This window comes from Marinobacter santoriniensis NKSG1, from assembly GCF_000347775.1.
Classification (GTDB): Bacteria; Pseudomonadota; Gammaproteobacteria; order Pseudomonadales; family Oleiphilaceae; genus Marinobacter; species Marinobacter santoriniensis.
The window spans coordinates 331,077-356,078 of the sequence record NZ_APAT01000013.1; the positions used below are offsets into that span (position 1 = coordinate 331,077).

The 25,002-nt window shown below is 53.7% G+C and carries 17 protein-coding genes; 11 read left to right on the forward strand and 6 right to left on the reverse strand.

What is annotated here, in order from left to right; all coding sequences use genetic code 11:
• The first annotated feature begins 92 nt into the window (after positions 1-92).
• The 7 genes from MSNKSG1_RS05405 to MSNKSG1_RS05430 all read left to right on the forward strand — a co-directional run bounded on the left by MSNKSG1_RS05405 (position 93) and on the right by MSNKSG1_RS05430 (position 11,692).
• A complete protein-coding gene (locus MSNKSG1_RS05405; protein ID WP_008938233.1) occupies positions 93-1,217 on the forward strand; it encodes a metallophosphoesterase family protein in 1,125 nt (374 codons plus the stop codon).
• Entirely contained in the window at positions 1,214-3,853 is a 2,640-nt protein-coding gene (locus MSNKSG1_RS05410) for an AAA family ATPase (protein WP_008938234.1), read from the forward strand. Before MSNKSG1_RS05405 ends, MSNKSG1_RS05410 begins: the two co-directional genes overlap by 4 nt.
• Before the next feature lie 115 nt (positions 3,854-3,968).
• Positions 3,969-4,121: a hypothetical protein gene (locus MSNKSG1_RS19215; protein WP_008938235.1), complete on the forward strand. Its 153-nt coding sequence runs from the start codon at positions 3,969-3,971 to the stop codon at positions 4,119-4,121.
• 287 nt (positions 4,122-4,408) lie between these two features.
• Positions 4,409-5,929 (forward strand): ATP-binding protein, encoded by a 1,521-nt coding sequence (locus MSNKSG1_RS05415; protein ID WP_008938236.1) that lies wholly within the window; start codon positions 4,409-4,411, stop codon positions 5,927-5,929.
• 1 nt (position 5,930) lies between these two features.
• Positions 5,931-8,684, forward strand: coding sequence for a Z1 domain-containing protein (locus MSNKSG1_RS05420; protein ID WP_008938237.1), 2,754 nt, complete (start codon positions 5,931-5,933; stop codon positions 8,682-8,684).
• Positions 8,665-9,633: a PD-(D/E)XK motif protein gene (locus tag MSNKSG1_RS05425; protein WP_227497957.1), complete on the forward strand. Its 969-nt coding sequence runs from the start codon at positions 8,665-8,667 to the stop codon at positions 9,631-9,633. Before MSNKSG1_RS05420 ends, MSNKSG1_RS05425 begins: the two co-directional genes overlap by 20 nt.
• Positions 9,626-11,692, forward strand: a complete 2,067-nt coding sequence (locus tag MSNKSG1_RS05430; RefSeq protein WP_008938239.1) for an AIPR family protein — start codon at positions 9,626-9,628, stop codon at positions 11,690-11,692. Before MSNKSG1_RS05425 ends, MSNKSG1_RS05430 begins: the two co-directional genes overlap by 8 nt.
• 53 nt (positions 11,693-11,745) lie before the next feature.
• On the opposite strand, the gene MSNKSG1_RS05435 is transcribed toward MSNKSG1_RS05430, so the two are convergent.
• Entirely contained in the window at positions 11,746-13,461 is a 1,716-nt protein-coding gene (locus MSNKSG1_RS05435) for a DNA cytosine methyltransferase (protein ID WP_227497958.1), read from the reverse strand.
• Between MSNKSG1_RS05435 and MSNKSG1_RS18890 the strand changes: the two genes are divergently transcribed.
• The 3 genes from MSNKSG1_RS18890 to MSNKSG1_RS05445 all read left to right on the forward strand — a co-directional run bounded on the left by MSNKSG1_RS18890 (position 13,451) and on the right by MSNKSG1_RS05445 (position 17,009).
• The gene (locus MSNKSG1_RS18890; RefSeq protein ID WP_008938241.1) at positions 13,451-13,885 is read left to right on the forward strand and encodes a very short patch repair endonuclease; all 435 of its coding nucleotides are present in this window, start codon (positions 13,451-13,453) and stop codon (positions 13,883-13,885) included. The two genes, MSNKSG1_RS05435 and MSNKSG1_RS18890, sit on opposite strands and share 11 nt — an antisense overlap.
• A 40-nt stretch (positions 13,886-13,925) precedes the next feature.
• On the forward strand, positions 13,926-15,608 hold the full coding sequence (locus tag MSNKSG1_RS05440; protein WP_008938242.1) for a class I SAM-dependent methyltransferase: 1,683 nt from the start codon (positions 13,926-13,928) through the stop codon (positions 15,606-15,608).
• Positions 15,609-15,680: 72 nt separating this feature from the next.
• Entirely contained in the window at positions 15,681-17,009 is a 1,329-nt protein-coding gene (locus MSNKSG1_RS05445; protein ID WP_008938243.1) for an NADH:flavin oxidoreductase/NADH oxidase family protein, read from the forward strand.
• Here MSNKSG1_RS05445 and MSNKSG1_RS05450 read toward each other — a convergent pair.
• Together MSNKSG1_RS05450 and MSNKSG1_RS05455 are read right to left on the reverse strand one after the other, a co-directional pair.
• Entirely contained in the window at positions 16,996-17,814 is an 819-nt protein-coding gene (locus MSNKSG1_RS05450; RefSeq protein ID WP_008938244.1) for an SDR family NAD(P)-dependent oxidoreductase, read from the reverse strand. The genes MSNKSG1_RS05445 and MSNKSG1_RS05450 overlap by 14 nt on opposite strands.
• Positions 17,811-18,347, reverse strand: a complete 537-nt coding sequence (locus tag MSNKSG1_RS05455) for a CIA30 family protein (protein WP_008938245.1) — start codon at positions 18,345-18,347, stop codon at positions 17,811-17,813. The genes MSNKSG1_RS05450 and MSNKSG1_RS05455 overlap by 4 nt, the downstream gene beginning before the upstream one ends.
• Positions 18,348-18,561: 214 nt before the next feature.
• On the opposite strand from MSNKSG1_RS05455, the gene MSNKSG1_RS05460 reads away from it, so the two are divergent.
• Positions 18,562-20,916, forward strand: coding sequence for a sensor domain-containing phosphodiesterase (locus tag MSNKSG1_RS05460; RefSeq protein ID WP_008938246.1), 2,355 nt, complete (start codon positions 18,562-18,564; stop codon positions 20,914-20,916).
• Positions 20,917-20,937: 21 nt separating this feature from the next.
• Here the strand turns inward: MSNKSG1_RS05460 and MSNKSG1_RS05465 are convergent, their stop codons facing one another.
• The 3 genes from MSNKSG1_RS05465 to MSNKSG1_RS05475 form a co-directional block, all read right to left on the reverse strand.
• Positions 20,938-21,723, reverse strand: a complete 786-nt coding sequence (locus tag MSNKSG1_RS05465; RefSeq protein ID WP_008938247.1) for a cyclic nucleotide-binding domain-containing protein — start codon at positions 21,721-21,723, stop codon at positions 20,938-20,940.
• A 137-nt stretch (positions 21,724-21,860) separates the two neighbouring features.
• Positions 21,861-23,420 (reverse strand): FGGY-family carbohydrate kinase, encoded by a 1,560-nt coding sequence (locus MSNKSG1_RS05470; protein ID WP_008938248.1) that lies wholly within the window; start codon positions 23,418-23,420, stop codon positions 21,861-21,863.
• Entirely contained in the window at positions 23,410-25,002 is a 1,593-nt protein-coding gene (locus tag MSNKSG1_RS05475; RefSeq protein ID WP_008938249.1) for a glycerol-3-phosphate dehydrogenase/oxidase, read from the reverse strand. The genes MSNKSG1_RS05470 and MSNKSG1_RS05475 overlap by 11 nt, the downstream gene beginning before the upstream one ends.

Here is a 25,002-nt window from a genome sequence, read left to right on the forward strand (position 1 = left end):
TTTAGCGACCCTGGTTGTCGCCTGGCATCTGTAAAGTTTTCGCGGGTAGTCTAGAATGACGCGAAAATTCCCAGATCTCTCAGGTACATAAAATGCCGACGTTTTTGCATACCGCAGACTGGCAGATGGGCAGGGCGTTTACCCGTTTCGACACCGAGGACGGCGCGGCTCTGGTCGAGGCCCGGTTCGAGGCCATTGAAAAACTTGCCGAACTGGCCAGTGAACACCAGTGCGATGCGGTATTGGTCGCGGGTGATGTCTTTGACGCACAAACAGTGTCTGATCGCACCATCCGGCGGGTATTCAACGCCACAAAGGGATTTGCCGGCCCCTGGGTCATGCTGCCCGGCAACCACGATGCCGCCCTGGCAGAGAGCGTATGGACGCGAGCCCAGCGCCTCGGTGCAGTACCTGAGAACGTACACCTGTCGCTGCAGCCCGGCGTTATCAATCTGGATCCGCAGCGCCTCAGCATCCTATGCGCGCCGCTCACTCAAAGGCATACCTACGGTGATCTTACCGAGCCGTTCACCGGCTACGAGTCACCGGAAGGCTTCCTCCGAATCGGCCTGGCCCATGGTAGTGTCCAGGGCCTGTTGCCGGACGAGATTGATTCTACCAACCCCATCGCGCCGAACCGTGCCGAAGCCAGCAGGCTCGATTATCTCGCCCTGGGCGACTGGCACGGCACCAAACAGATTGATGAGCGCACCTGGTACAGCGGCACCCCCGAGCCCGAACGCTTTCGGAATAACGAAGCCGGCAACGCCCTGATCGTTGAAGTGCCCGAGGCAGGGGCAACGCCGACGGTAACCCGAATACCCACCGGTCGGTATCAATGGCACCAGTGGCGGGAAACCCTGGCTGTGCAATCCGATCTTGACCAACTGCTGGAGCGGTTGAACGCCTTGCCCGAATTCGCCGTTGTAGACCTGCGGCTCGAGGGTTCGATAACCCTCGCCGGGGAAGAAACACTGCTGAAAGCGCTCTCCGTGGCTGAAGCCCGATTCCGTAGCCTTCGATGCGAACGCAGCGGGCTTCAGCTTGCGCCGACCGACGAGGATATCGCAGCCCTGAAAGCGGACGGGTACGTGGGCGAAGTCGTCGAGAGCCTGCGCGAGCGCCAACAAGAGGGCGCGCAGGATGACGCCGCCCGGGATGCGCTGGCGATTCTGGCTGGCTTGCTCAGAGAGCGGGAACAGGAGGCCAGCCAATGAAACTGCAGCGCATGCGCATTGAGCAGCTACGCCAGTTCCGCAAACCCTTTGTTCTGGACCACCTGCAACCCGGCCTGAACCTGATTCATGGCCCCAACGAGTCCGGCAAGAGCACCCTGGTACGTGCCATCCGGGCGGCGTTTTTCGAGCGCTATCGCTCAACCGCCGTTGACGACCTTCGGCCCTGGGGCGATTCCGCCGCGGCGCCCACCGTTGAACTGGATTTCGAGCACGAGAACCGGAACTGGCATCTCACCAAGAGCTTCCTGCAGCGCAAACGCTGTGACCTGACCGTCGGCACCGAGACCTACAGCGAAGACGACGCGGAAGAAAAACTGGCCGAATTGCTGGGCTACCAGTACCCGAAACGCGGCGCCAGCAAAGCCGAACACTGGGGTATACCGGGACTGTTGTGGGTCGAGCAGGGCACCGGCCAGGACATCGAACAGGCCATAGAGCACGCCGGCGACCATCTGAAGTCCGCCCTGAATTCCATGGTAGGCGAGGTGGCCAGTTCCGGCGGCGATGACCTGATCGAGACCGTTCGCAGCCAGCGCGACACCCTGCTGACCGGCACCGGCAAGCCCCGGGGAGACTACCTGAAACTGGAGAAAGACCGCGCCCAGTACGAGGCCGAAATCCAAGAGCTGAAGGAGCGGGTGCATAAATACCAGGAACAGGTCGACCGGCTTGGCAAACTCGCCCAGGACTATGATCAGGCCGAGGCCGAGCGCCCCTGGGAAGAGGCCCAGCGACAGCTGGAGCAAGCACGCACCCGGTATCAGCAGGTAGAACGCCTGGAACAACAGCAAGCCCAGGAAAAGGCCACGTTCGCCCAGCTGCAGCAGAACCACCGGTTGCTGCAACAGAACAAGGAACACCTGGAAGGCCTGAGTCGCCAGCTTGAGGGTCGAAAAGGCGAACTGGACCGTGCGGAGCGAGATCTTGCCACCGCACAAGCGCAAACGCCGATGATTGCAGGCCGTTTGCAAGAAGCCAGAACCGCCTACGAGCAAGCCGAAAAGCAACGCAAGCTCGCCGGCTTGCTGCAAACCCGGGAACGGCTGGAGCAGGATGCCCGACGGCTCGAGCAACAGAAACAATTGCTGACCCAGAACCTCGCCAAAGCAAAGGACTACCACCAGCAGCTGGAGCAGGCCAGGCAGCAGGCCAGAGACAACCGGATTGATTCCGGTGCCGTCAAAAAGCTGAAAGCGACCGCGAACCAGCTGAACGAAGAAACCATCCGTTCACGGACCATCGCGACCCGGTTGAATTGGCAGCTGGAAGCCAGCGCGTCGTTAACGCTGAACAACGAGCCACTCACCGGGCAAGGCGAACAGCAGCTTCTGGAAGAATCCACACTGGTTATCCCCGGCGTGGGTACCCTGGGTATAACCCCCGGCGGCGAGGAGCTGGCAAGCACCCGCCGGAAGCTCAAAACCCTTGAGGACAGCTTTGCTGAACAGCTGAAGACCCTCAGCGTGACATCCGTGGAACAGGCCGAAGACCGGCTTTCAGCGTTTGAAAGTGCCGGAAGAGCCCAGAAACACGCGGAAGATTTGCTGAAATCTGTGGCACCGGCCGGCATTGAGCAGCTTGTCTCCGAACAAAGCGAGGCGGAAAGCGGACTGGAGAAAGCCAGAAGCCAATTGCAGGCCACGCCCGAACCGGAACAGAAAGAGAACGTACCCGCCCTGGAGGAGGCAGAAGCCGCTTTTGTTCAGGCGGGCAACGAACTGGATAAGGCCGAATCCGATGAGCGTGAACATCAGTCAACGCTGTCGACTCTGAAACAGGCCCGGGACAATGCCAAAACCGAATGGCAGCGGCTGGCGGATGAAGAACAGAGCCCGGAACGGCAGCAGCAACTTCAGCAGATAAACACCGACCTCGCGAACCTCGAAAAACAACAGGCCGAACTGCAAGCCAGCCTCGAACGCCGCGAACGGGAAATCCGCGAAGCCCGCCCGGATTTTCTCAAGCAGGACATCGAACGCTACCAGAATGCGGTCAATCACCTGCGCCAGGCCCAGGAGAATCGCGGCCGTGAACTCCGCGATATCAAAGTCAGGCTGGAAGCCTGGGGTGCAGAAGGGCTGGAAGAACAGCTCAACGAAAAAGAGGCGGAGCTCGACCAATGCAATCGCCGCTATCAGGAATTGCACCGCCGTGCCCAAGCGCTGGATCTGCTGCTAACCCTGCTCACGGAAAAACGCCAGGCCCTCACACGCCGCCTGCAGGCACCGCTGCAAAAGCACCTCAACCACTACCTGTCGGTGCTGTTCCCCGAAGCCTCCCTGGAAGTGGACGAACAGCTACGGCCTGGCAAATTCAGCCGCGGCACAGAACTGGGGCAAATCACTGAACTGAGTTTTGGTGCGCGGGAACAGATGGGCCTGATCAGCCGCCTGGCCTATGCCGATCTGCTGCGGGAAGCCGGCAGGCCAACGCTGGTCATCCTGGACGACACCCTGGTGCACAGTGACAGCGACCGCCTGGAAGACATGAAGCGCATCCTGTTTGATGCGGCCAGCCGGCATCAGATACTGCTGTTTACCTGCCATCCGGAGAAGTGGCAGGACCTCGGGGTGCCGCCTTTGGATATTCAGGCATCGAAGGAGCAGGGGGCTTAATCCCTGTATCTTGATTGGTGTGGATAGCACCCAAAAGTTTGTTGGCCGCGACTTGTCCGCTTGGTAGCCTGGTTTAAATGGACTTCAGGTTAATTACCCGCATAGGAAGCATTGAATGCGGTATACGCTGGCCTATTACAACAAGAACGCCGATGCGTTTGTGGAATCAACGGATCAAGTCCGCATGGAAGAGCTTTACCTGGAACTCCTTCCGCAAGTTCCTGAGGATAGAAATATTCCGGATGAGGGCTCTGGTTTGACGGAATAGAGCATCATAGGAACCATTTTGTCCTTATTGTTCTTCGAGAGCTGGCAATCGAGCATCGTGGATCCAGGTGCGCACGGTATAACCCTTTCGACGTCAATTAGTGAAACCTGTGCTCGAATTAGTTAAAGACCTTGGAAACTGTATCTTTCTCTTGCAGTATTGAGGTAATAAAAAGTACGACGCAGGCTAATCTTTTGTTGGCGGCCAGAGCTTGAATGGGGTCTGATCACGTAGGGAGAGCCGCTCGATAAAACGCAGTGAGTCATGGATAGGTTGTAGGTAGTGATATGGATCGAGAAGTAGAGCAGGCCTTGCCCATACGAGAAGTCGATGCAACTCCGTACGCCGCTTCACTTATTGAGGGACACAGGGACTTCGGTTATAGCCTTGAGACAGCGTTGGCAGATGTTATCGACAATTCAATTTCTGCAGGCTCGACTTCTGTCGAGCTAATTGCAAATACTACCGCGGACGAACCATCGATTATCATCGCAGATGATGGTTCAGGTATGTCTGAGACCGAGCTTGTCGAAGCTATGCGTCTTGGGTCAAAAAACCCTTCAGACAAAAGATCTTCGGAAGACCTTGGGCGCTTTGGTCTTGGTCTGAAAAGCGCCAGCTTCTCCCAGTGTCGATCACTCACAGTAATATCTGTTAAGGATTCTAGGACTTCCTGTGCGCGCTGGGATCTGGATCGGGTTTCTAGGCGCAATGACTGGTCTCTCGAATTGCTGGATGATCATTCGGCTGTCCCCGGGCTTGAATTGTTGTCTGGTGATGGGACAGTCGTTGTGTGGGAGAAGCTAGATCGTCTGGTTGGAGGGTATGGAGACGATCGTGCAAAGCGCGTTGGACACCTGAATGAGGCGCTACGATTGGCAGAACGCCATTTGAGATTGGTGTTTCATCGATTTCTCGAAGGAAAAAAGCCAAAGATACGCATTTCATTGAATGGTAGAGAGCTTAAACCAATAGACCCAATGGCTTCTACACATCATTCGACTCAAAAACTACCGGAAGAAGTCTTGATGTTGAGCAAGGGCAAGGTGCGAATTCGTTGCTATACCTTGCCACACCATAAAAAGATGACTCGCGAAGAATGGGACGAAACGGGAGGTCCCGAGGGCCATTTGAAGTCCCAAGGTCTGTATATTTATCGGGAGAATCGGCTCATCATATCCGGAGGTTGGCTTGGACTAGCCCGACAGACTGAGCTGACAAAGTTGTGCCGGATTGCTGTTGATATCCCCAATACCATGGATTCTGATTGGAAAATTGATGTCAAAAAGGCATCGGCCCAGTTACCCCCCCAAGTACGCGAGCGTCTGAAAAAAGTAGTTGAACATTTTGTTGGTACTTCAAAGCGCACATATCGACGGCGAGGCCAACAGCTGGTAGACGAGACCAAGCAGCCTATTTGGAACCGGCTTCAGAAAGATGGGCAAGTTTTTTTCCGTCCAAACATCGACCATCCGGTTTTTGAAGCATATGCAACTCAGCTACCAGACCACCTGAGAGAAGGATTCTATCGTTGTATGAGAATTGTTGGATCAGGGTTGCCGATTGAGACTTTGCATGCCGAGTTGGTCGGCAATGCTGAGTCGGTGATTGCAGACCACGCTGACGAATCAGATCTTCGACAATTGGTGACTTCCATGCTGGAGGCATTGGCCGGCTCAGGTATCCCGCCTGACGCTATGCCCGGTGTAATGCAGAGCCATCCAGTTTTACGTGACAACTGGTATTTGGTTAAAAAGTTGATCGAAGATTACCTAGGTCAACCGGATCTTCCTGATACAAGGGTTTAGCATGACGGTCAGTAGTTATATTCAACTAGTTAACGTTGTCGAGTCTGCTTTATTCAATCAACCGCGAAAAACGGAAGAGGAACTACGAGATCTGATTGGTGCTCTCGCTAAGGCTGTTGCTCCGGGCTTAAACTCCGACACGTTGGAGCAAGTCGCTCGTGAGATAGAAACGAAGCAGGGTATTAAAGCAGGTTTGGGAGCCGTTGTTGATGGAGACGAATTTGAGCCTTGGCTAGACGATGCAAAGGTCAAGATCGAACCGTTCTATTGGCAAAGATATCAGAAGCTTCTGCTGCAAAATGGTCTACCCAGAGATGTCGTTACTGCTACGGATAAAGTTACCGATAAAATCCTGGGTCGGTTAGGTAATCCCGAAAAGCAGGTGCCTTGGGATCGTAGGGGCATGGTTGTTGGACATGTTCAAAGTGGAAAAACGGCAAACTACACTGGGTTGATTTGCAAGGCCGCAGATGCGGGATATCGACTGATTATTGTGATTGCGGGAATTCACAACAATCTTAGAAATCAAACCCAGGCGAGAATAGATGAGGGCTTCATTGGCCGCGACACAGGGCGCAGCCAAGAACGAGGAAATGGGGGCGCTAGGCATAAAATTGGTGTGGGGCACTTTGATTTCAGTAGAACGCCGGTAAGCCTAACAAATACGATTAAAGACTTTAACAAAGAGACTGCATCGACGAATACAAGTGAGATCGGCTCCTACCAAGTTCCTGTAGTGTTGGTTATCAAGAAAAATCACCGAACACTGGAAAACCTTTTAGATTGGCTGAGAGACAATAGCGCGAGGGGTGATCGAGAAATGATTGATCAGCCCATGCTACTTATTGATGATGAAGCTGATAATGCATCTATAAATACGGCATACAGTAAAAAGCTAATAACAAAAATCAATGGTCAAATTCGAGATCTTTTGAGCATGTTTCATCGGAGTTGTTACGTGGGATACACTGCCACTCCGTTTGCTAATATATTTATAGATCCCGATGAAGATGACAAGATGTTTAATGAGGATCTTTTCCCGAGAGACTTTATTATCGGTTTGGATGCTCCCACAAATTATTTTGGTCCTTCGAAAATATTTATCGATGGTTTACCTGATGATGGTGAGCCGAAATGGCTGAGATATATAAGCGATAATGAAGACATCTTGCCAATTAAACATAAAATCGATCATGCTCTAGACAGTCTTCCAAGGTCTCTTTTGACAGCTTTGAGAACCTTTTTGCTATCCCGGACAATAAGGAATTTGAGAGGGAACGAGTCGGCACATTGCTCTATGCTAGTGAATGCAAGCCGCTTTACTGCTGTACAAAGCAAGCTAAGAAACCGAATACATGAAGCTTTAGATCGCATCAAAGATTCGGTGAGGATTAATGCCTCTCTTGGTATTTCTGGCTTGTCCGACCCCGAGCTTTCAGAGCTCAAAAAGGTTTGGCAAAGGGAGTACTCAGAAACAGAATTTGAATGGCCAGACGTGCAAGCGGCGCTGTTCGAAGCAATCGCGGCAGCGAAGGTCGTTGAAGTCAATAGTAGAGCCAATGATCTTGATTATTCTTACAGCGGTGAAAGAGGCCAAACAGTCATCGCGGTAGGGGGGTTTTCATTATCCCGGGGGCTAACACTTGAGGGTCTTACTGTAACCTGGTTCCTTCGAAACACCATGATGTATGACACCTTAATGCAGATGGGTCGATGGTTCGGATACAGAGACGGTTATGAAGATTTATGCAGGATATGGATGCCGGAGGAAGCAATAGATTGGTATGCATTTATTGCTGAAGCGGCAGATGAGCTGCACGATGAGCTCAAAATTATGGAACAGGCGAAGGCAACGCCGAGAATGTTTGGTCTAGCGGTCAGGAGCCATCCCGCATCTCTATTGGTTACTGCAAGAAATAAGATGGGCGCTAGCGCCAAGGTAATAACAAAAGTTGGTTTATCAAATCAGTTTATTGAGACGGCTAAAGTTAGTACTCATAAAAAAGACATAGATGCAAATAAGAGAAATGCCAAGATTTTTGTTGATAGTTTGTTGGAACTTGGAAAAGGTTACCAGAAAAACAATTGGGGGTATTTGTTCAGTGATGTTCCTGTTAATGAGATTGATCAATTTTTAGCAGGCTGGCGAAATGCGGACCAAAGTGTAACGACAGATACCCCCCCAGTTCGTGAGTACATCAATGCGCGATCACAAGGTGAGTTAGCTTTTTGGGATGTATTGGTGACGAGCAAACAAAGTGGCGAAGAAGATAACTGTTTAGGTTTGCCAATAATACCGGCAGAACGAACAGTAAGCTTTGGAGAGCCAAAGCTGCACTATATGGCCTTTAGCGGTAAAGGCATGCGCCTTGCGTCAAGAGGAATAGAAAAGGCTGGCCTTAGCAAATCTGAGATCATTGAGGCGGAATCTAGTTACTTGAATAAAAATGGAGCTAAGCCTGGGAAAGGGAAGGTGAACTTTGCCGACAAGATCTACCGAGAGGTCAGGAAAAGGGGGCTTTTCATACTCCATCTTGTTAGCCCAAAAATACGGGAGCAGCAAAAAAACGAACGTCAGCAGGATTTTATACCAAGCGAACCTGTAATCGGATGGGGAATAAGTCTGCCTAGATCTTCTCGAGCAGAGGAGACCGTAGAATATGTAGTAAATGCCGTGAGATATAAAGAACTCTTTGGCGATGAGGATGAGGATGAGGATGAGGATCAGGAGGCTGATGATGACAGCGCAAACTGATCCTTGGAACAAGCTGGCCAATGATGAAGCGCGACGGGTAAATATGGCTGGCCGCTTTGACTTCTTTTGGGTTGTTCTTGAGAAGCGAACACCAGGATTGATGCTAAGACTTCCACAGTTGCCACTATCGCCTCCAAAGCTACCAAAACTAAAAAATCTGACGCTATCTTTTAGAAACGCTGGTTCTTCGCCGGCGTTTGTAATTGCTTTGAATGAGCGTAGTCAGATCGAAATTTTTGAAACGCTATGTAGAGATGTGGTCGCTGCTGGTGAGGCTGCAACTAATGTTGATGACGCCTTGGTTCGATCGGTTCAGCGGACCCAGCGTTGGCACTATTTGTTGAGGGGGGGGAGTAAAAGAGGCCTTTCCGTCGAAGAGCAGCGGGGTTTGGTGGGAGAACTAGCTTTTCTTAGAGAGTTGGCGGTCGGACTAGGTGCTGATTCTGCAATAGAGGCGTGGAAAGGCCCATCAAAATCGTCGAAGGACTTTGAATTTATTGGATGTTGCATCGAAATTAAGGCACGTAGGGTTGCGGCAAAACCATATGTTTCGATCTCATCCGAAGAGCAACTAGCCGATGTAGAAGGCTGCAGACTGTTTCTTAAAGTATTTAATATTTCGTCTGCAATTTCGCCGGACGGGCTGACTTTGCATGATCATGTAAAACTTACTGCTACACATTTTGAAGATTCGATAAGTGTGTTCGACCAGTGGGAAGATGCGATCTTCACAACTGGATACGATCCGGAAAATGATTATTCGGAGAGACGTTGGCATCTCGGAGAGTCCCAAACCTTTGAGGTTGTCGAGGGGTTCCCGCGGGTTGCTGTGCCACTTCCTGTTGGTGTCGGGATGGTAAGGTATTCATTATCTCTTGAGGCTTGCTCGAGTTTCGAAACCAACGTCGACTTAATCAAAGTAATCAAGGATGGTCCTCGTAATGACTGAACTACTCGAATTTCACCATCAACTCATTGCTGATATTCAAGGTGATGCGGATGCAATGGGATTAGTAACGGCAGAAGCCTTTTTTGAGAAAGTAGCTGATTTGCTATCTGAAGCGGGTGAAGTCGATGAGGCAGATCGAGCATATTATGAGGGTAAATATTCAGTTCATCAGATGCAGGTAGATGGCTACGGTGGAGATCCTAGTGATAATTCTGGCGTCTTAACCTTAATCATCTGTGATTTTGGTCTGAGTGAAGAGATTCGGGTGTTGAACAGACCGCATGTGGAGCGATTGCAGAATCGACTTTTCCGGTTTCTTGTATCCAGTATGAAGCCAGACTTCAAAAGCCAGCTGGAAGAGACAAGTCCTGGTTTTGGATTGGCTGACCTTATTTCGACTCGTTGGAACATGATTGAGAAGGTCAAGCTGGTAGTTGCGACGAATGGCAACTTCAGTGCTAGGTCTGATGCGGAGCCTCTTGACCCAATTGATGGCAAGCCAATCACGTTAAGTGTTTGGGATCTTAAGCGGCTCAAACAATTTATGGATCAGGGGCAGGCGCGAGCTAATCTTCAGATCGATTTTGAGCAGGACTTTGGGGGAGGAATACCTCTCTTGAAAGCGTCCGCAGGAGATGGAGCTCTTGAGAGCTACTTAGCTGTCATTCCTGGAAAGCAGCTTGCCGGGATTTATGAGAAATGGGGACCCAGGCTCTTAGAAGCAAATGTCCGGAGTTTTCTGCAGGCCAGGGGAAAGGTAAACCAAGGCATCAGAAATACGATTCGCGATGAACCGCATATGTTTTTTTCATATAACAACGGTTTGAGTGCAACAGCAGATGGAATTGCAATAAAGCAGGTAGAATCTGGTTTGGAGCTAGTGCGTGCAGATAATCTACAAATCGTGAATGGCGGTCAGACCACCGCATCTTTACATGCGGCAAAAAAGTTGTTTGAAGAACAGTTAGATCAAATTCATGTACAAATGAAGTTGACTATTGTACCCCGTAGTCAATCAGAGGAGGTTGTACCTCGAATTTCAGAGTACGCAAATAGCCAGAATAAAGTTAATGCTGCAGATTTCTTTGCGAACCACCCATTCCATATTCGTATAGAAGAGTACTCCAGACGGTTACTGGCACCAGCGGGAGAGGATGGCTACCGTGAGACGAAGTGGTTTTACGAACGTGCCCGTGGTCAGTTCGCAGATGAGAGAGGAAGACGGACGCCAGCCGAGAGGAAAAAATTTGATGCTGAATACCCTCGAGGGCAATTCTTCACCAAAACGGATCTAGCAAAATATGAAAACACCTTCGAATGCCTTCCTCATATTGTAAGTCGAGGAGCGCAGAAGAATTTCGCCGAGTTTGCGAAGAATATTGGAAGGCAATGGGGCAAGGATGGCTCTATATTCGATGAACTCTGGTACAAGCGACTGGTCGCAAAGAACATTGTTTTTAGAACGATGGAGAGATTAGTTTCCGGTGCTGAATGGTATGAGGGAGGGTATAGGGCGAATATCGTGACATATGGTATTGCAAAAGTCGTTTACGATGCCTCGCAAAAAGGGAAAGTTATTGATCTTGACCTAGTGTGGAGGAATCAATCTATCGCTCCCGAACTGAAATCGATGCTTTTGGCAGCCGGAGAGGTTGCCCAACTTGTTATTAATAGCCCACCTGCGGGAGTTCGAAATGCCAGTGAATGGGCTAAGAAAGAGATATGCTGGAAATGGCTCTCTGAAAAAGATGTTGTTTATCCGGGAAAAACTGATCGGGTGACCATTTCCTTAGAATCTGCCAAAAGCAGGGCAAGAGAAGCAAAATCTGAGGCTGCATTGGATCATAGTGTGAACGCGGAGATTGAAGTTCACACGCTGGGTAGTCAGTTTTGGAAAGCTGCACGGGATTGGGCTCGTGAGCGAGCGCTCTTGAGCCCTAAAGAGCTCGGGGTATTGGAAACCTGCTCCGCAATTCCCAGAAAGATGCCGTCTGAGCGTCAATGTGCGGTGGCGCTTGCTGCGCTACATAAATTAAAAGACGAAGGTTTCTCTGGTTAAGAGGTGATATGAGCTAGCTGAGCTCCCAATTGAAAGGGGTTTTAATTCGGAGCTCAGGTATTCTTCATTTTTTTCTGATTCAGCAGAGAGAAAACAACTTTGGCAATATGATTCGCGAGCAGCGGGGGTACCGCATTGCCAACCTGAACGTATTGCTCAGTCCTGTTGCCTTCAAAGAAATAGTTGTCAGGAAAAGTCTGAATTCTGGCCGCCTCTCTTACAGTTAAACTTCTGCACTGACTCGGATCATAATGAATGAAGTAATGACCATCCTTTGAGATGTGGCTGGTTACCGTGCTGGCGACTCGGTTCTCTGCCTGTACCTTGAAGCGGTCGGTAAAGTTTCCGGTAGTCCAGTTCTTGTGTTTGGGTGCCAAATTTTCAGGGTAATCACGAGAGCGTGGTGAGGTGCCATCTTTGGCTGCAGCATAGCAACTTGCATACAGATATCGATGCAGATCTTCGGGCATATGGTTCCTTGCCTCGTGGTTTATAACGCCGTTAATTGCATCATCTTTGTACCAGTCTTTTAACCAGCGAGGCATTTGTGACGCAAGACCGCTGGAGAGCGGTACAAATCGTCCGCCTTGCCCAGGGTCTCTGGAGGCAGATTCATAGGCTCGTTGGGCAAGATCTTGGGCTGCTTGAGAAAACGATAAGGCGCCATATACCTTTGACAGCCCGTTATATAGATTATCACGCCAGGAGTTGAAATCGTTTGGCTTACATCTTGTTAAGCCGCTTCGAAGCCTTGGGAGGTCGGCTAGAACTTGACTTGGGGTGATGTGTGTATCATTTCTCCAATTAGCCAGTAACTCTCCTTGAATATTGCTCTTTCTTAGATTCTTGCGAACACCCAGCAGAATCACCCTGTGACGAGCTTGAGGAATCCCAAAATCTTCCGCACGAATGACAAAATCCTTATTTTGGAAATGTCCCAGTCCCCCCAGGTCTTCGAGAGGAGAGGCCAGCGGGAGTAGTTCGTATTCTATTTCCTCTCGATCGCTTTTAACGGCGCGGGCAGGACACAATAGGTCTTTTCGGATTTTGTCGAAGATTGACTCACCATTCACCTTGGCAGTAAGCAGTCCTTTCACATTCTCCATGACGAAAATGTCGGGCTGCACCAAGTCCAGAACCTTTAGGTATTCCTCGTACAGGAAATGACGATCGTCCTTTTCTGGGATGTAGCCCTTGATCCCTTTGTTTCGGGCACGACCAACTAGGGAGTAGGCTTGGCATGGTGGGCCTCCAATAACAACTTTAGGCCCGTCATGTCCTTCGATGGCGCGCTCAATTTCAGAGAATATCTGTTTGTGATCTTTGCTACCCAGAGCTTTGGGACCACCCAACGTCTCTTGTTTTGCCGCTGCCCATTCCTCCGGGTATTCCTCGGAGAAGAACTCTTCAGCACTGACCTTTTCATTGGTCCTCAGGTATTCGTAATAAGCATCTGGAACCTTTCGGCCGCGAAACTGACGATAGAAGGCCCTGAGTGTTAGCGTCTTGTGCGCACTCTCTTCTTTTTCAACAGAGGCGACGATTTTGAAGGGGAAGGAGCCAGTTTCGGATTGGTAGGCCGAAAACCCTTCTCCGAGGCCTCCCGGGCCCGCAAAAAGGTCGATTATTCTGATAGTGTCAGTCATTGATGCTTCGCCAAAATCTTGTTGGCAGCTAGCATACCAGGTAACACTTATTTTTCCAGGTCTCAATTGCAGTATGACCGATACAGTCGATTCGAAAACACGTTCAAGAATGATGTCTGGCATCAAGGGAAAGAATACCAAGCCAGAGATAGTTATCAGACAGAGGCTGCACGCTCGCGGGTATCGATTCAGGCTACACCGGAAGGATCTACCCGGCTCGCCAGATATAGTATTACCCAAACATCTAGCGGTGATTTTGATCAACGGATGTTTTTGGCATGGCCATCAATGTCGATTGTTCAAATGGCCGAAGACAAGGCCTGAGTTCTGGAGGAACAAAATCGAGGGAAATATTCGCCGGGATCAGCAAAAATTGTCTGAACTGAAGAGGATGGGGTGGCGTGTATGTCTGCTTTGGGAGTGTGAACTCAAAGGTGCAAACGAAGAGCACTTAAATAGAGTGATAGAGACCATATCGAAATGGTTGGAAGGTGGGGAAAGTTCTCTCTTCATTCCTGATGACAGAACTCAACCGATTAGTGATTAGCTAAAGAGTATCTAATGAAGCAGGGAGTGAGGGGCCGCATATGACAGTCGCCCCATACAGCCGCAATGCAAAAACCTTCTTCGCTCAATACCAATCCTTGAGCTTTGAACAGGTCCATAGCGACTGGTTGTCTCAGTTTGACCAAAAGGCAGGCTTGGCTCTGGATGTCGGCGCAGGTAGCGGTCGCGATGCCGGCGCCCTTGCAGCAAGGGGCTGGGACGTTGTCGCAGTAGAACCGGCAGCTCGCTTGCGGGAGTTGGGGCAGGGCGCTACTCGCAGTCAGAGCATTCACTGGGTAGACGATCAATTACCTGATCTCAGTAAGATCCGGAAGCTGAGCTATCGCTTCGATCTTATTCTTGTATCCGCTGTCTGGATGCATATCCCGCCATCCGATCGTGAACGTGCTTTTCGAATCCTGACTGAGCTTTTGGCACCCGGTGGAATGCTGGTGATTACGCTTCGGCATGGGCCTGGTGACGGCGAGCGCGTTTTCTACGATGTCAGCAGGGAAGAGCTGGAGAGTTTCGCCAAGCGCCGGGCACTGATACCGCTGCCGTTGCCGGTCGGGCGCAAGAAGGATGAGCTCCAGAGGGACGAAGTATCCTGGGAGACTCTGGCTTTTCGCTTGGCGGACGATGGCACAGGCGCACTTCCGACAGTCCGCCACATCATAGTTAATGATAATAAGTCCTCGACTTACAAGTTGGGTTTGCTGCGAACCCTTGTCCGGATTGCTGACGGTGCGCCTGGCCTGGCGCTTAAACGTACCGATGACTGGGTGGATATTCCGCTTGGGGCGGTCGGGCTGTTCTGGATTATGCTTTATCACCCTCTGGTTCTGCGGCATCAATTGAGGCAAGCGCCAGGTAGCCGTGGCTATAGCTTCGCAACGGCGGATTTTTTCAAGCTGCAGAGTTTCACGCCTCTGGATTTCAGAGTGGGTATGTCGCTGTCAGCTGATGTTGCTCCGGTGGTTCTTCGCGCGATCAAGGCGGCTTGCCGTAACATTCTCGATAATCCCGCGAACTATACGACTTGGCCAGGCTCTAACCGTACCGTTTTTGAGGGCGGTTCGGCCAGGATGACCATCAAGAAAGCACCCGTGCGTTTGGACAAAGCAACGCTTTCCCGGTTCGGTACCTTCCGTGTTCCTTCATTTCTCTGGGATGCATTCAGTCGCTATGCGTGCTGGATTGAGCCTGCGATTGTTAGTGAATGGATTGAGTTGATGGGTAGCTGGGATCTCCGTTATTCCATGGATGAATATCATCGTGGATTGCAGTGGGTTGAAGGTCGGCGCGACACGTCAGCTGTGCGTCAAATGATCAACCAGCAGCTTGAGACTGGCAGGGTGGAGTGTGTGTGGACAGCCAAAAATCTCAAAGCCACGCGGTTTGACGTTGACCACTGTTTTCCGTGGTCGCGATGGAACAACAACGATCTCTGGAATCTGATGCCATCGACTCACACGGCGAATGCTTCCAAGTCTGAAAAGCTGCCCGGGGACTTGCTGCTCAAAGAGGCGCACCCTCGAGTAGTGAACTGGTGGGAGCAGGCCATCGTGGGCTCGTCTCGTGAGGAACAGTTCTTCTCAGAGGCTGAGGCCTCGCTGCCATTGCTGGGGCAGGAGCGAACCCTTGAAGGTGTGTTTGAGGGGATGCTTCAGCAGCGATTGAGGCTTAAAACTAATCTTCAGCTGGCAGAATGGTTGGGTGTGTAGATTAGATGGGAGATATTGGGCGTGAAGTTAAAACTGAACTGAAACCTTTGGATTAAACCCCAGGAATTCTCCATGCCAGAATCACCGCTTGCCCAACCCCTGACGCTCCCCTGCGGAGCCGTCCTGCCGAACCGACTTGCCAAGGCTGCCATGACCGAAGGGCTGGCAGACGACCGGCTACACGCCACCCACCGCCATGAAACCCTTTATGGTCGCTGGTCCGATGGCGGAGCGGGACTGTTGATTACCGGCAACGTGATGATTGATCACCGGGTGCTGGAGCGGCCGGGTAACGTGGCGATTGATCCGGCGCCGGCTGAAGGCGAGCCGGAGGGTATGGCGCAGTTGCGCGCCTGGGCCAAGGCGGGAACCCGCAATGGCAACCATTTGTGGATGCAGATTTCCCATGCCGGTCGCCAGTCGCCGCGTTACGTGACCACGCGCCCAATGGGGCCTTCGGAAGTCCAGCTATCGCTGATGGGCAACTATGCCCGCCCACGGGCACTCACGGAGCCGGAGATCCTCGACTTTATCCAGCGCTTTGCCAACGTGGCCCGGATCGCCAAGGAGGCGGGCTTTACCGGCGTTCAGGTGCACGGGGCCCATGGGTATCTGTTGTCTTCTTTTCTGTCGCCGGTCACCAACCAGCGCACCGATCGCTGGGGTGGGTCGCTGGAAAATCGCGCCCGTTTCTTGCTTGAGGTGGTGCGGGCGACTCGCGCCGCTGTGGGGCCGGAGTTTCCGGTGGCGGTAAAGCTGAATTCTGATGACTTCCGCAAGGGAGGCTTTACGCTCGATGAGTCTGTGAGCGTGGTGCGCTGGCTCAATGAGGAGGGAATTGATCTGCTGGAGGTGTCCGGCGGCACCTACGAACAGCCGCGGCTGCTTGGGTACAGTGGTGATGCCGACACGGCAACCGACGGGCCGGCCATGCGGGAAAGCACTCGCAAGCGGGAGGCTTATTTTCTGGATTACGCCCAGACGATTCGTGAAGTGTGCGATTGCCCGCTGATGGTCACCGGTGGATTCCGGACGCGCGCGTTCATGGAAGAGGCCGTCGCCAATGGCGAAACCGACGTGGTTGGCCTTGGCCGGCCGCTCTGCACCGATCCCGATACGCCCAGGGATCTGCTTGAAGGGCGCATTGATAAGACGGTTTGCCATGAAGACCACATCAAGCTTGCCCAACGAGGGTTTTTCTCGCCGGCGAGTCCTCTGATGCCGATTAAAGTCATTAACGTGCTGGGCGGCCAGGCGTGGTACTACCAGCAGATTTTCCGGCTGGCAGATGGGGAAGAGGCCGATCCGGACCTGGGTATCCTCAAGGCCGTCGGGGCATACGTGAAGGATGAACTGAGCCGGGCCCGGCGGGTGAAAAAGGCCCGCTCTAGCGCAAGATGATCCTCTGGATCGACCGGGGAAGAAACCGGGTGATGAATTCGGCAGCGTAGGTCTGTGGCGTAACCAGATATCGCGGCTTGGGACGTGCCGCTTCTGCAGCCCTGACAATCTTTTTGGCAACGTCCGACGCACTCGCCGTAAACGGCTTTATTCTGGCGCCAGGCGCGAGTGCTGATGCCAGTGCTTCGTACTTTTCCTGGTGCGCTGTCCCCGCGCGGCCGATCACAGGCTGTAAAGCGGCCAGGGCATGCTCTCTGAACCGGGTCTTCACGGGCCCCGGAAGCACCAGCGAGACACTTTCCAGGCTTTTACTGCCCTGTTCATCAAACCAGAAGCTCTCGTGAGCCGCGTTCATCGCGGATTTGGCGGCACAGTAGGCGCCTTTCATTTGCTGGGGCGCGATGGAGAGCACGGAGCTTACGGCGATGACCCGCAAGGGTACGCCTTGTTGTTCGCAGAGTCTGAGGCAGACGGCAGCCAGCTTGATGGGGCCGAATACGTGGGTGCTGAATTGCTTTTGCCACATGGATTCGGACAGATCGCGAAGCGCGCCGAATTGCCCGTACCCGGAATTGTTGACCAGAATAACTCGCTCGGCTGCTGCAATTTCTGTTTCCATCTTACCGGCAAGGCCTTCGATCTCATCAAAGGACTCAAGGTCCAGGGCCAGCTCGAGATCTGCCGATTCAACGCCACTCGGCTGTCGTGACAGGGCGATCACCCTGTAGCCTTTTTCGGCAAAGAGGGCGCACGTCTCAAGGCCAATTCCGGCACTGGCACCAGTTATCAGGGCCAGCCTGGTCATTGCATCAATCTCCAATCCTGCATTCTCAGCCGAAACTCACCAATCTGTCGCCCGGATACGAAAAGGCTGACTGAAGCCAGGTGCGCAAGATCCAGTGGTTCCACATCGGTCAATGTCTTGCCTCTCCAGGTTGGTATGAATTCACTAAACGGTAGCCGGATGCGGCTCCAGTCTTCCGTATCCGGTGTGAACGAATGTTGGTAAACAATGCTGCCTCGGTCGGTGCTGTTGCGAAGGCCGATCTTGTAGGTTTTGCCATCGCCCTTTGCTAGCAATTCAATGCCTGTCCATCGGGTGGCGTCGACGGGTTCCGGAAAGTCAGCTTTGACAGAGGCAAAACCGCCGCCGTTATCCAGTCTCACTATGCCTTGAAAGAGGCCGACTCCATCCGCCGAGCTGACGAGGTTGCCCTCTGACTGTCCGCCCATCACCTGGTCACCAAGTGGCTGCCAGTAGAGCTCGTTCCGCTGACCGTCGAAAGCGACCAAGGTGCGGCCAGGCGTGCCATCGCTGGTACTGTGAGTTTCGTTCATTAATTTACCGTTCGTACTATCCAGAGGCCGAGACTAACATTCTGACGCAAAGTGTCTCGATACAGTAGGCGGCTGATGGCGTTACATTAATTAAACGATTCTCCTTTACGTTTTCCGGAAATGACGCGTATAACCATAACTACGCCGGTGTTCCGTAAAAACCAACACCACCCCCTGGAGATCGTGGGGTGGCCTCGGGAGAGTGCTTTTTACCATGGTACAAAGCCATATCGAAAAACGTCGGCTGGCTGCATTAAAGCGGCTGGGTATCCTTGATACGCCGCCAGAGGAGCGTTTTGATCGATTGACTCGAATTGCTCGGGCGCATTACGGGGTAAAAACGGCTCTGTTTACGGTTGTCGACCAGGACCGCCAATGGTTCAAGGCCCGTGAGGGCATCGATCTGGAAGAAACCCCCAGATCGGTTGCGTTTTGTGATTTTGCGATTCGGCAGGACCGCCCCCTGATAGTGGAAGACGCAACCCTCGATCCCCGTTTCATGAAAAATCCACTGGTCACGGGTTCGCCGCATATTCGCTTTTACGCGGGAATACCCATCAGAGAACCCAGCGGCTTCAAAATTGGCAGCCTGTGCATCATTGATGAACACCCTCGTGTTCTCCGGGAGGTGGATCTGGATGTCCTCAGGAGTTTGGCCAGTATCATCGAAGATGAACTCGAGCGTTCCTTCCTGTCGGCAGAATCCCGTTTTGTTGAGGTATCCCACCTGAATCGCGCCATTCAGCGGGCTCAGAATGTTTTCCTGACCAACGACAACGAGCGCGCTGCCTTTGAACTGATGCTCAACGATCTTTTGACCATTACCGGGAGCCAGTTCGGATTTATCGGCGAAGTGCACCAGCGTTCCGACGATACCCCCTTTCTGAAGATTCGGGCGATTACCAATATTGCCTGGAACCCCGAGACCCAGGCCCTCTATCAACAGGTCGAACGGCGGGGCATGGTGTTTGAGAGAGTCGACAACCTTCTCGGAGCGCCCATGCTGTCCGGGGAGGTTGTGGTTTCGAATAATCTGCAGGAAGACCCGCGTCGTGGTGGTTTGCCGGCAGGCCATCCCCCGATTACGGCCTACATCGGTATACCGGTCTATTCCGGCGGTGAAATGATCGGCCTGGTCGGGCTGGCCAATCGGACAGAGGGGTACGATCCGGCGTTGGCAGAAGAACTTGCGCCGTTTTTGCAAACCGTTGGCACGCTGATCGAGCAGAGGCGGCTCTATCGGGAAAAGCTGGAACACCAGAAGGATCTCGAACAGGCCGCTAACTACGATCCGCTCACTGGACTGCCGAACCGGCGTCGGTTGACCGAACTTTTTGAGGAAGAGCTGGTGGAGGCGCGGCAGCGTGAAGGCACGGTCTCGGTCTGCTTTATCGATCTGGATGGGTTCAAGGAGGTAAACGACAGTCATGGCCATGCGGTTGGAGACGCTGTGCTCAAGTCGATTGCCGATCGATTGACATCGACAGTTCGAGCCCACGATGTGGTCGGGCGACTTGGCGGCGACGAATTTGTGGCCATTCTTCGGGATGTCGGCGATGAGCGGGTTTATGCCAGGCTACTTGAGGTATTGCGACAGCCGATCAGTTATCGACACTTTGTCCTGCAGCTTTCGGGAAGCATGGGTGTGACGATCTATCCGCAAGATGATGCGGGGTCGGATCTTTTGATCAGGCATGCAGACCAGGCCATGTACGCGGCCAAGGAGGCCGGCAAGAACAGCTACAAGCTATTCGACCTCAACTCGCATCAGGAACGGAAGGAGCGGGTGCGTGTGCTGGAGCAAATCGGGCAGGCGCTCAGCCGTCACCAGCTTGAGCTGTTCTACCAGCCGAAAATGGATCTGGAGGCGGATCAGGTTAAAGGCTTCGAAGCGCTGCTTCGGTGGAATCATCCTGACGAAGGGCTGATCGGCCCCGGCCATTTTCTGGGGCATATCGAATACACCGAATATGCCCGTCAGGTCGGGCTGTTCGTGATTTCTGAGGCGGTCAAACGATTGCTGGAGTTTCAGTCGAACGGGTTGGACTACCATCTGAGTATCAACCTGAGTCCCTCGCATTTCCTGGGCCCCTCGTTTGCTTCGGATCTTGAAGCGGCGTTGGCGCCGCTACCGGTCAACCTGCGCGACAAATTAATACTCGAAGTTCTGGAAACCACCGCCCTGGACGACACCGAAAGGGCAATCGCAACCGTGCAAGCCTGCCAGGCGCTTGGCGTCCAGGTTGCGCTGGATGACTTCGGGACAGGCTATTCGTCCCTGGATTATTTCCGCCGAATTCCGGTGGATGAGATCAAGATCGACCGGTCCTTTGTGACGGACATGCTGGAAGATCCTGACGGCGAAAGTGTGGTGAATGCCATTATTGGTTTGTGCCGGAGCTTTGGGCGGCGGGTGATTGCAGAAGGTATTGAAGACTTGCCTACTGTCCACCGGCTCGTGGCAATGGGGTGTTCCGCAGGGCAGGGCTTCTATTATTCGAAGCCTGTCCCTTGTGACCAGGCGTTGACCTGGGCCGCGTCCTACAACGGCCAAACCACAGGTTCATGATGGCTGTTTGCTCTATATCCATCACTGCCCAAAGCCCTGATCCAGATGTTCGCGTTCTGCCCGACAAAGCCCAAAATCCTGGTCAGCGGTTGGCGCGGTGTGCAGATTGAAAATCCGGATATCCTTACCCCGGATGGTAATGTCACCCTGCTGTTGAAGGCGGGAGAGTATTCTGGAGACGGTTTCTACCGCTAGCCCCAAATGGTTGGCGATGTCCGCTCTGTTCATAGGCAGTCTGAAACTGTCTCCCTGCAAGTGGCTTCTGGTGAACCGTTCGGAGAGGTTCTCAATGAGTGCCAGGATACGTTGCTCCGCCGTGTACTGGGCAAGCCACCGCGATAATGTGTTCTGGGAATTCAGTTGCTCGCTGATCTGTTGAACCACTCTCTGGCAGATATCGCTGTTTGATTGGGCGATCTGTTCCATCGCAGAGATCGATATACGGCACACCGTGGTTTTTTCCAGGGCAACAATGCTGGAGGGCATCTGGTGGTGCTCAATTCCCTCCCATCCCGCTGTTTCGCCGGCCAGATGAAAAGCCGTGATGCGTTCCTCGCCATTCGGGTCCACCTGAACCGTCTTGGCGGAACCGGATTTGATGATGTAGAACGCTGTCATATCGGAGGACTGTCCGATAATCCTCTGCTTTTTGACGTACACCGACTGGTGGATTGCCAAGGGCGGGAGCCGTGGCATGGTCTCGGTCGACCGCAGGGCGGACGGGACGATACATGTTTTCTGGTGAAAACAGTTGTGGCAGGGCAATTCGTTCAGATTGCCGACATCAGCGCTGGCGATCTGTTTCATGGTGCTCCCCGAGAGTTTTTGACGTATTCCCAAGCCTAGGCCAATCCCTTTATTTTCGAAAGATTGATCTGTGCTCCATCTTAATCTGGTTATAACAGAGACGGGATGATCATCGGTATGGAGGGGAGATGCACTGTTTAGTCAGGGTATCCCGTAATATCCCGGATACTCCGGTACAGCGGGCGTAGCCGGTGATACATTTCCAGATACACCTCGGAGTAAAGCCGCTCATAAAGTGACTGGGCGGCGGGATCAGGTTCGAAACGATCACCGACCCGTGTCATGGCCGAGATCGCCGTTTCGAAATCGGGATGCAGGCCCAGTCCGACGGCGGCATCAATCGCGGCGCCCAGCCCCGAGGTTTCATAGGTATGGGGGCGTTCCGCCGGTAACCCGAAGATGTCAGCCGTCAGCTGCATGGCGGCATCGCTCTGGGAACCACCGCCGGCGACTCTCAGCGTCCTGATGGGGACGCCACTGCGCTTTTCGATGCGTTCCTTGCCCTCTCGCAGGGCATAGGCGAGGCCCTCCAGCATGGCCCGGTAGATATGGGCCCGGGTGTGCACGTCGCCGAAACCGATAATGGCTCCCTTGGCCTCCGGGCCTGGCTCGCGAACGCCCGGTGACCAATAGGGCTGAAGCGTCAGGCCCATGGAACCCGGTGGGACCGATTTGACCAGCTCATCAAAGAGGACTTCGGGTTCGATGTTGCGTTGCTCGGCGATCTTACGCTCTCTCAGCCCGAATTCCCGTTTGAACCAGCTCACCATCCAGAACCCCCGGTAAATCATAACTTCCGTGGAATACCGGCCCGGCAGAGCTGACGGATAGGGTGGCATGAGGCGAATGGGCTCGATGTACCGCGCACTGGTCGTGTTGATTGTGGCGGTCGTGCCGTAGCTCATACAGGCGATGTCCGGGCTCAGGCCACCCGAGCCCAGGATTTCACAGGCCTTATCCGATGCGGCGGCAATCACGGGCAGCGGCTTTACAAGCCCAAGGTGGTGGATGGCCTCGCTGGTCAGCGTGCCGATTTCGTCGCCGGGCGGGACCAGTTCGGGGAGCATGTGGTGCTTGACCGGCATCGCCTGCCATTTGAAATCCCTCGGTCCCGCCCAGGCCTGTTTTTTGTAGTCGAAGGGCAGGTAGCCCACCTGGCTGGCCACGGAATCGCGAAACTGGCCGGTCAGGCGGTAGTTCAGGTATCCGGAAAGCAACAGGAACCGATCCGTGCGGGCCCAGAGGTCCGGTTGGTGGGCGGCGATCCAGTTGGCCTGGGTCTTTTCCCGGAACCGTCGAATGGTGTCTTCCAGACGCGTTACTTTGAACAACCATCCCCAGGGTCCGCGAAGCGGGCCGTCTACCGGTGCATGACGCTGATCGAGCCAGATAATGGCAGGGCGAAGCGGCTCCCCGTGTTCGTCCAGATTGATCACCGTTCCACGCTGGGTGGTCACCGTAACACCGACAACCTGTCCAGGGTCAGCCTCGGTGGATTGCCAGAGTTTCTGGCAGGCCACACCGAGGTTGTCCCAGAAGTATCCCGGATGCTGTTCCGCCCAGCCGGGCTGCGCCGAGAAATAGGGTTCGATATCCTGTTTGCCTTTTCCAATCAGATGGCCTTCAGCATCGAATAACAGGGCCCGGACACTCTGGGTGCCATTGTCGATCGCCAGGATCAGGGGTTTACCGGTCATGGCGTGCCTCCTGCCAGGGTGTTGCGCTATACGCCTCCCGGTACAGATGGCGGTAACGATTCACCTCATCGATCCATTGCTGATCCGACCAGCCAAGAACAGGCTGACATTGCTCGCGGAGCTGCGGCAGTAGTCTTTCGCCGCCGTCCGGCAGGATCAGGCCGAAACGGGTGCGCCGCAGCAGGAGATCGTCGAGGTGGACTACCTGTTCGGTTTTGCAGGCGAAGGTGAGTTCTGCCCATCGAAGGTCTGTGCCAGGCACCGGCGTCAGGTCCGGTTCGTCAAGCAGTGCTGGGAGATCCGGGCCGTAACATCCGCGTAGCCGATGCCAGGCCAGATGGGTCAGGGTGGTCGGGCGCGGCAGTTCGGGCACCGGTCGAAAGACCGCCGCGCTGGCCGAACGTAATTCCCTGGGATTGTCGGAACCGATCCCCAGCGAGAGTGCCTCCCGGGCGATCTGGCGGAAGGTGGTCAGCTTACCGCCGGCAATGGTCACCAACCCCTGGTCGGCAGTGATGGTATGTTCGCGGTTTTCCTTGCTCGGGGATTTGCCCGTTCCGTCGGTGACCACCGGGCGCACTCCGGACCAGGTGGAGACGATATCCTGTTGGCTGATTCCCCGGGATGGGAATAACCGGGCGGCAATCTGCAGCAGGTAGTCCACCTCGGTTGCGGAGATGGCCGGCTCTCTCGCCAGGTTCTCGTTGTGATCCAGGTCGGTAGTTCCAAGAACGGTGGTTCCCTGCCAGGGGAAGGCGAAAACCGGTCGACCATCCTCCGGATGCAGTAACGAGACCGCGCAGGTGACCGGTAAACGCTGCCATGGCAGGACCAGATGACTGCCGCGCAACGGGCGGATCGTCAAACCGTCTGGGCATTCACCGTTTTCCTTTGGCAACCCACCCCAGGCACCGGTCGCATTGATCACAAGAGGGCTTTTGACGTCGAACTGCTGGTTGTCCAGAACGTCTTGCAGGCTGACCCCCGTCACGCGGCCATCCCTACGGCGGATATCTACGGCACGGGTGTAATTCCGGCATACGGCTCCGTCTTCCCGGGCTTCCGAAAGAACCCGAAGCACCAACCGCGCATCGTCGGTGACACCGTCGGCAAAGACGCTGGCCCCGAGAAGGCTGCGTGTGTTCAGGGCCGGCACCCAATTCAGGCTTTCGGCCGGATGCAGGAATCGGCGGGTCTGGCGCTTCCCCAGATAGTCGTAAACCCGAAGCAAAAGCTGGAACAGTCGTGGCCCCGGAAATCGGCCTCGGTAATGGGGCATGACAAAGGGCATTGGATCAATCAGTCCGGGCGCTTCCTGCAGCAGGCGCTCGCGCTCCCTCAGCGCTTCGCGGGCAAGCCCTGGCTGGCCGCTACCAAGGTATCTCAGGCCACCATGCACCATTTTCGATGACCGGCTGGACGTGCCCCAGGCAAAATCCTGTTGCTCCACTAACAGTGTTCGAAGGCCGCTGCCGGCGGCTTCGCGGGCAATTCCGGCGCCAGTTATGCCGCCGCCAATAACGACGACATCGAATTCCGGGTTGTCGGCCAGCACCTGGTTGAGAGGGGGACGATGAGGCAT

What these genes read in the sequence shown, in the direction of transcription:
- MSNKSG1_RS05405 (WP_008938233.1), top strand. Translation starts at nt 93, where the DNA reads ATGCCGACGTTTTTGCATACCGCAGACTGGCAGATGGGCAGGGCGTTT.
- MSNKSG1_RS05410 (WP_008938234.1), top strand. Translation starts at nt 1,214, where the DNA reads ATGAAACTGCAGCGCATGCGCATTGAGCAGCTACGCCAGTTCCGCAAA.
- MSNKSG1_RS19215 (WP_008938235.1), top strand. Translation starts at nt 3,969, where the DNA reads ATGCGGTATACGCTGGCCTATTACAACAAGAACGCCGATGCGTTTGTG.
- MSNKSG1_RS05415 (WP_008938236.1), top strand. Translation starts at nt 4,409, where the DNA reads ATGGATCGAGAAGTAGAGCAGGCCTTGCCCATACGAGAAGTCGATGCA.
- MSNKSG1_RS05420 (WP_008938237.1), top strand. Translation starts at nt 5,931, where the DNA reads ATGACGGTCAGTAGTTATATTCAACTAGTTAACGTTGTCGAGTCTGCT.
- MSNKSG1_RS05425 (WP_227497957.1), top strand. Translation starts at nt 8,665, where the DNA reads ATGATGACAGCGCAAACTGATCCTTGGAACAAGCTGGCCAATGATGAA.
- MSNKSG1_RS05430 (WP_008938239.1), top strand. Translation starts at nt 9,626, where the DNA reads ATGACTGAACTACTCGAATTTCACCATCAACTCATTGCTGATATTCAA.
- MSNKSG1_RS18890 (WP_008938241.1), top strand. Translation starts at nt 13,451, where the DNA reads ATGTCTGGCATCAAGGGAAAGAATACCAAGCCAGAGATAGTTATCAGA.
- MSNKSG1_RS05435 (WP_227497958.1), bottom strand. Translation starts at nt 13,461, where the DNA reads ATGCCAGACATCATTCTTGAACGTGTTTTCGAATCGACTGTATCGGTC.
- MSNKSG1_RS05440 (WP_008938242.1), top strand. Translation starts at nt 13,926, where the DNA reads ATGACAGTCGCCCCATACAGCCGCAATGCAAAAACCTTCTTCGCTCAA.
- MSNKSG1_RS05445 (WP_008938243.1), top strand. Translation starts at nt 15,681, where the DNA reads ATGCCAGAATCACCGCTTGCCCAACCCCTGACGCTCCCCTGCGGAGCC.
- MSNKSG1_RS05450 (WP_008938244.1), bottom strand. Translation starts at nt 17,814, where the DNA reads ATGACCAGGCTGGCCCTGATAACTGGTGCCAGTGCCGGAATTGGCCTT.
- MSNKSG1_RS05455 (WP_008938245.1), bottom strand. Translation starts at nt 18,347, where the DNA reads ATGAACGAAACTCACAGTACCAGCGATGGCACGCCTGGCCGCACCTTG.
- MSNKSG1_RS05460 (WP_008938246.1), top strand. Translation starts at nt 18,562, where the DNA reads ATGGTACAAAGCCATATCGAAAAACGTCGGCTGGCTGCATTAAAGCGG.
- MSNKSG1_RS05465 (WP_008938247.1), bottom strand. Translation starts at nt 21,723, where the DNA reads ATGAAACAGATCGCCAGCGCTGATGTCGGCAATCTGAACGAATTGCCC.
- MSNKSG1_RS05470 (WP_008938248.1), bottom strand. Translation starts at nt 23,420, where the DNA reads ATGACCGGTAAACCCCTGATCCTGGCGATCGACAATGGCACCCAGAGT.
- MSNKSG1_RS05475 (WP_008938249.1), bottom strand. Translation starts at nt 25,002, where the DNA reads ATGCCTCATCGTCCCCCTCTCAACCAGGTGCTGGCCGACAACCCGGAA.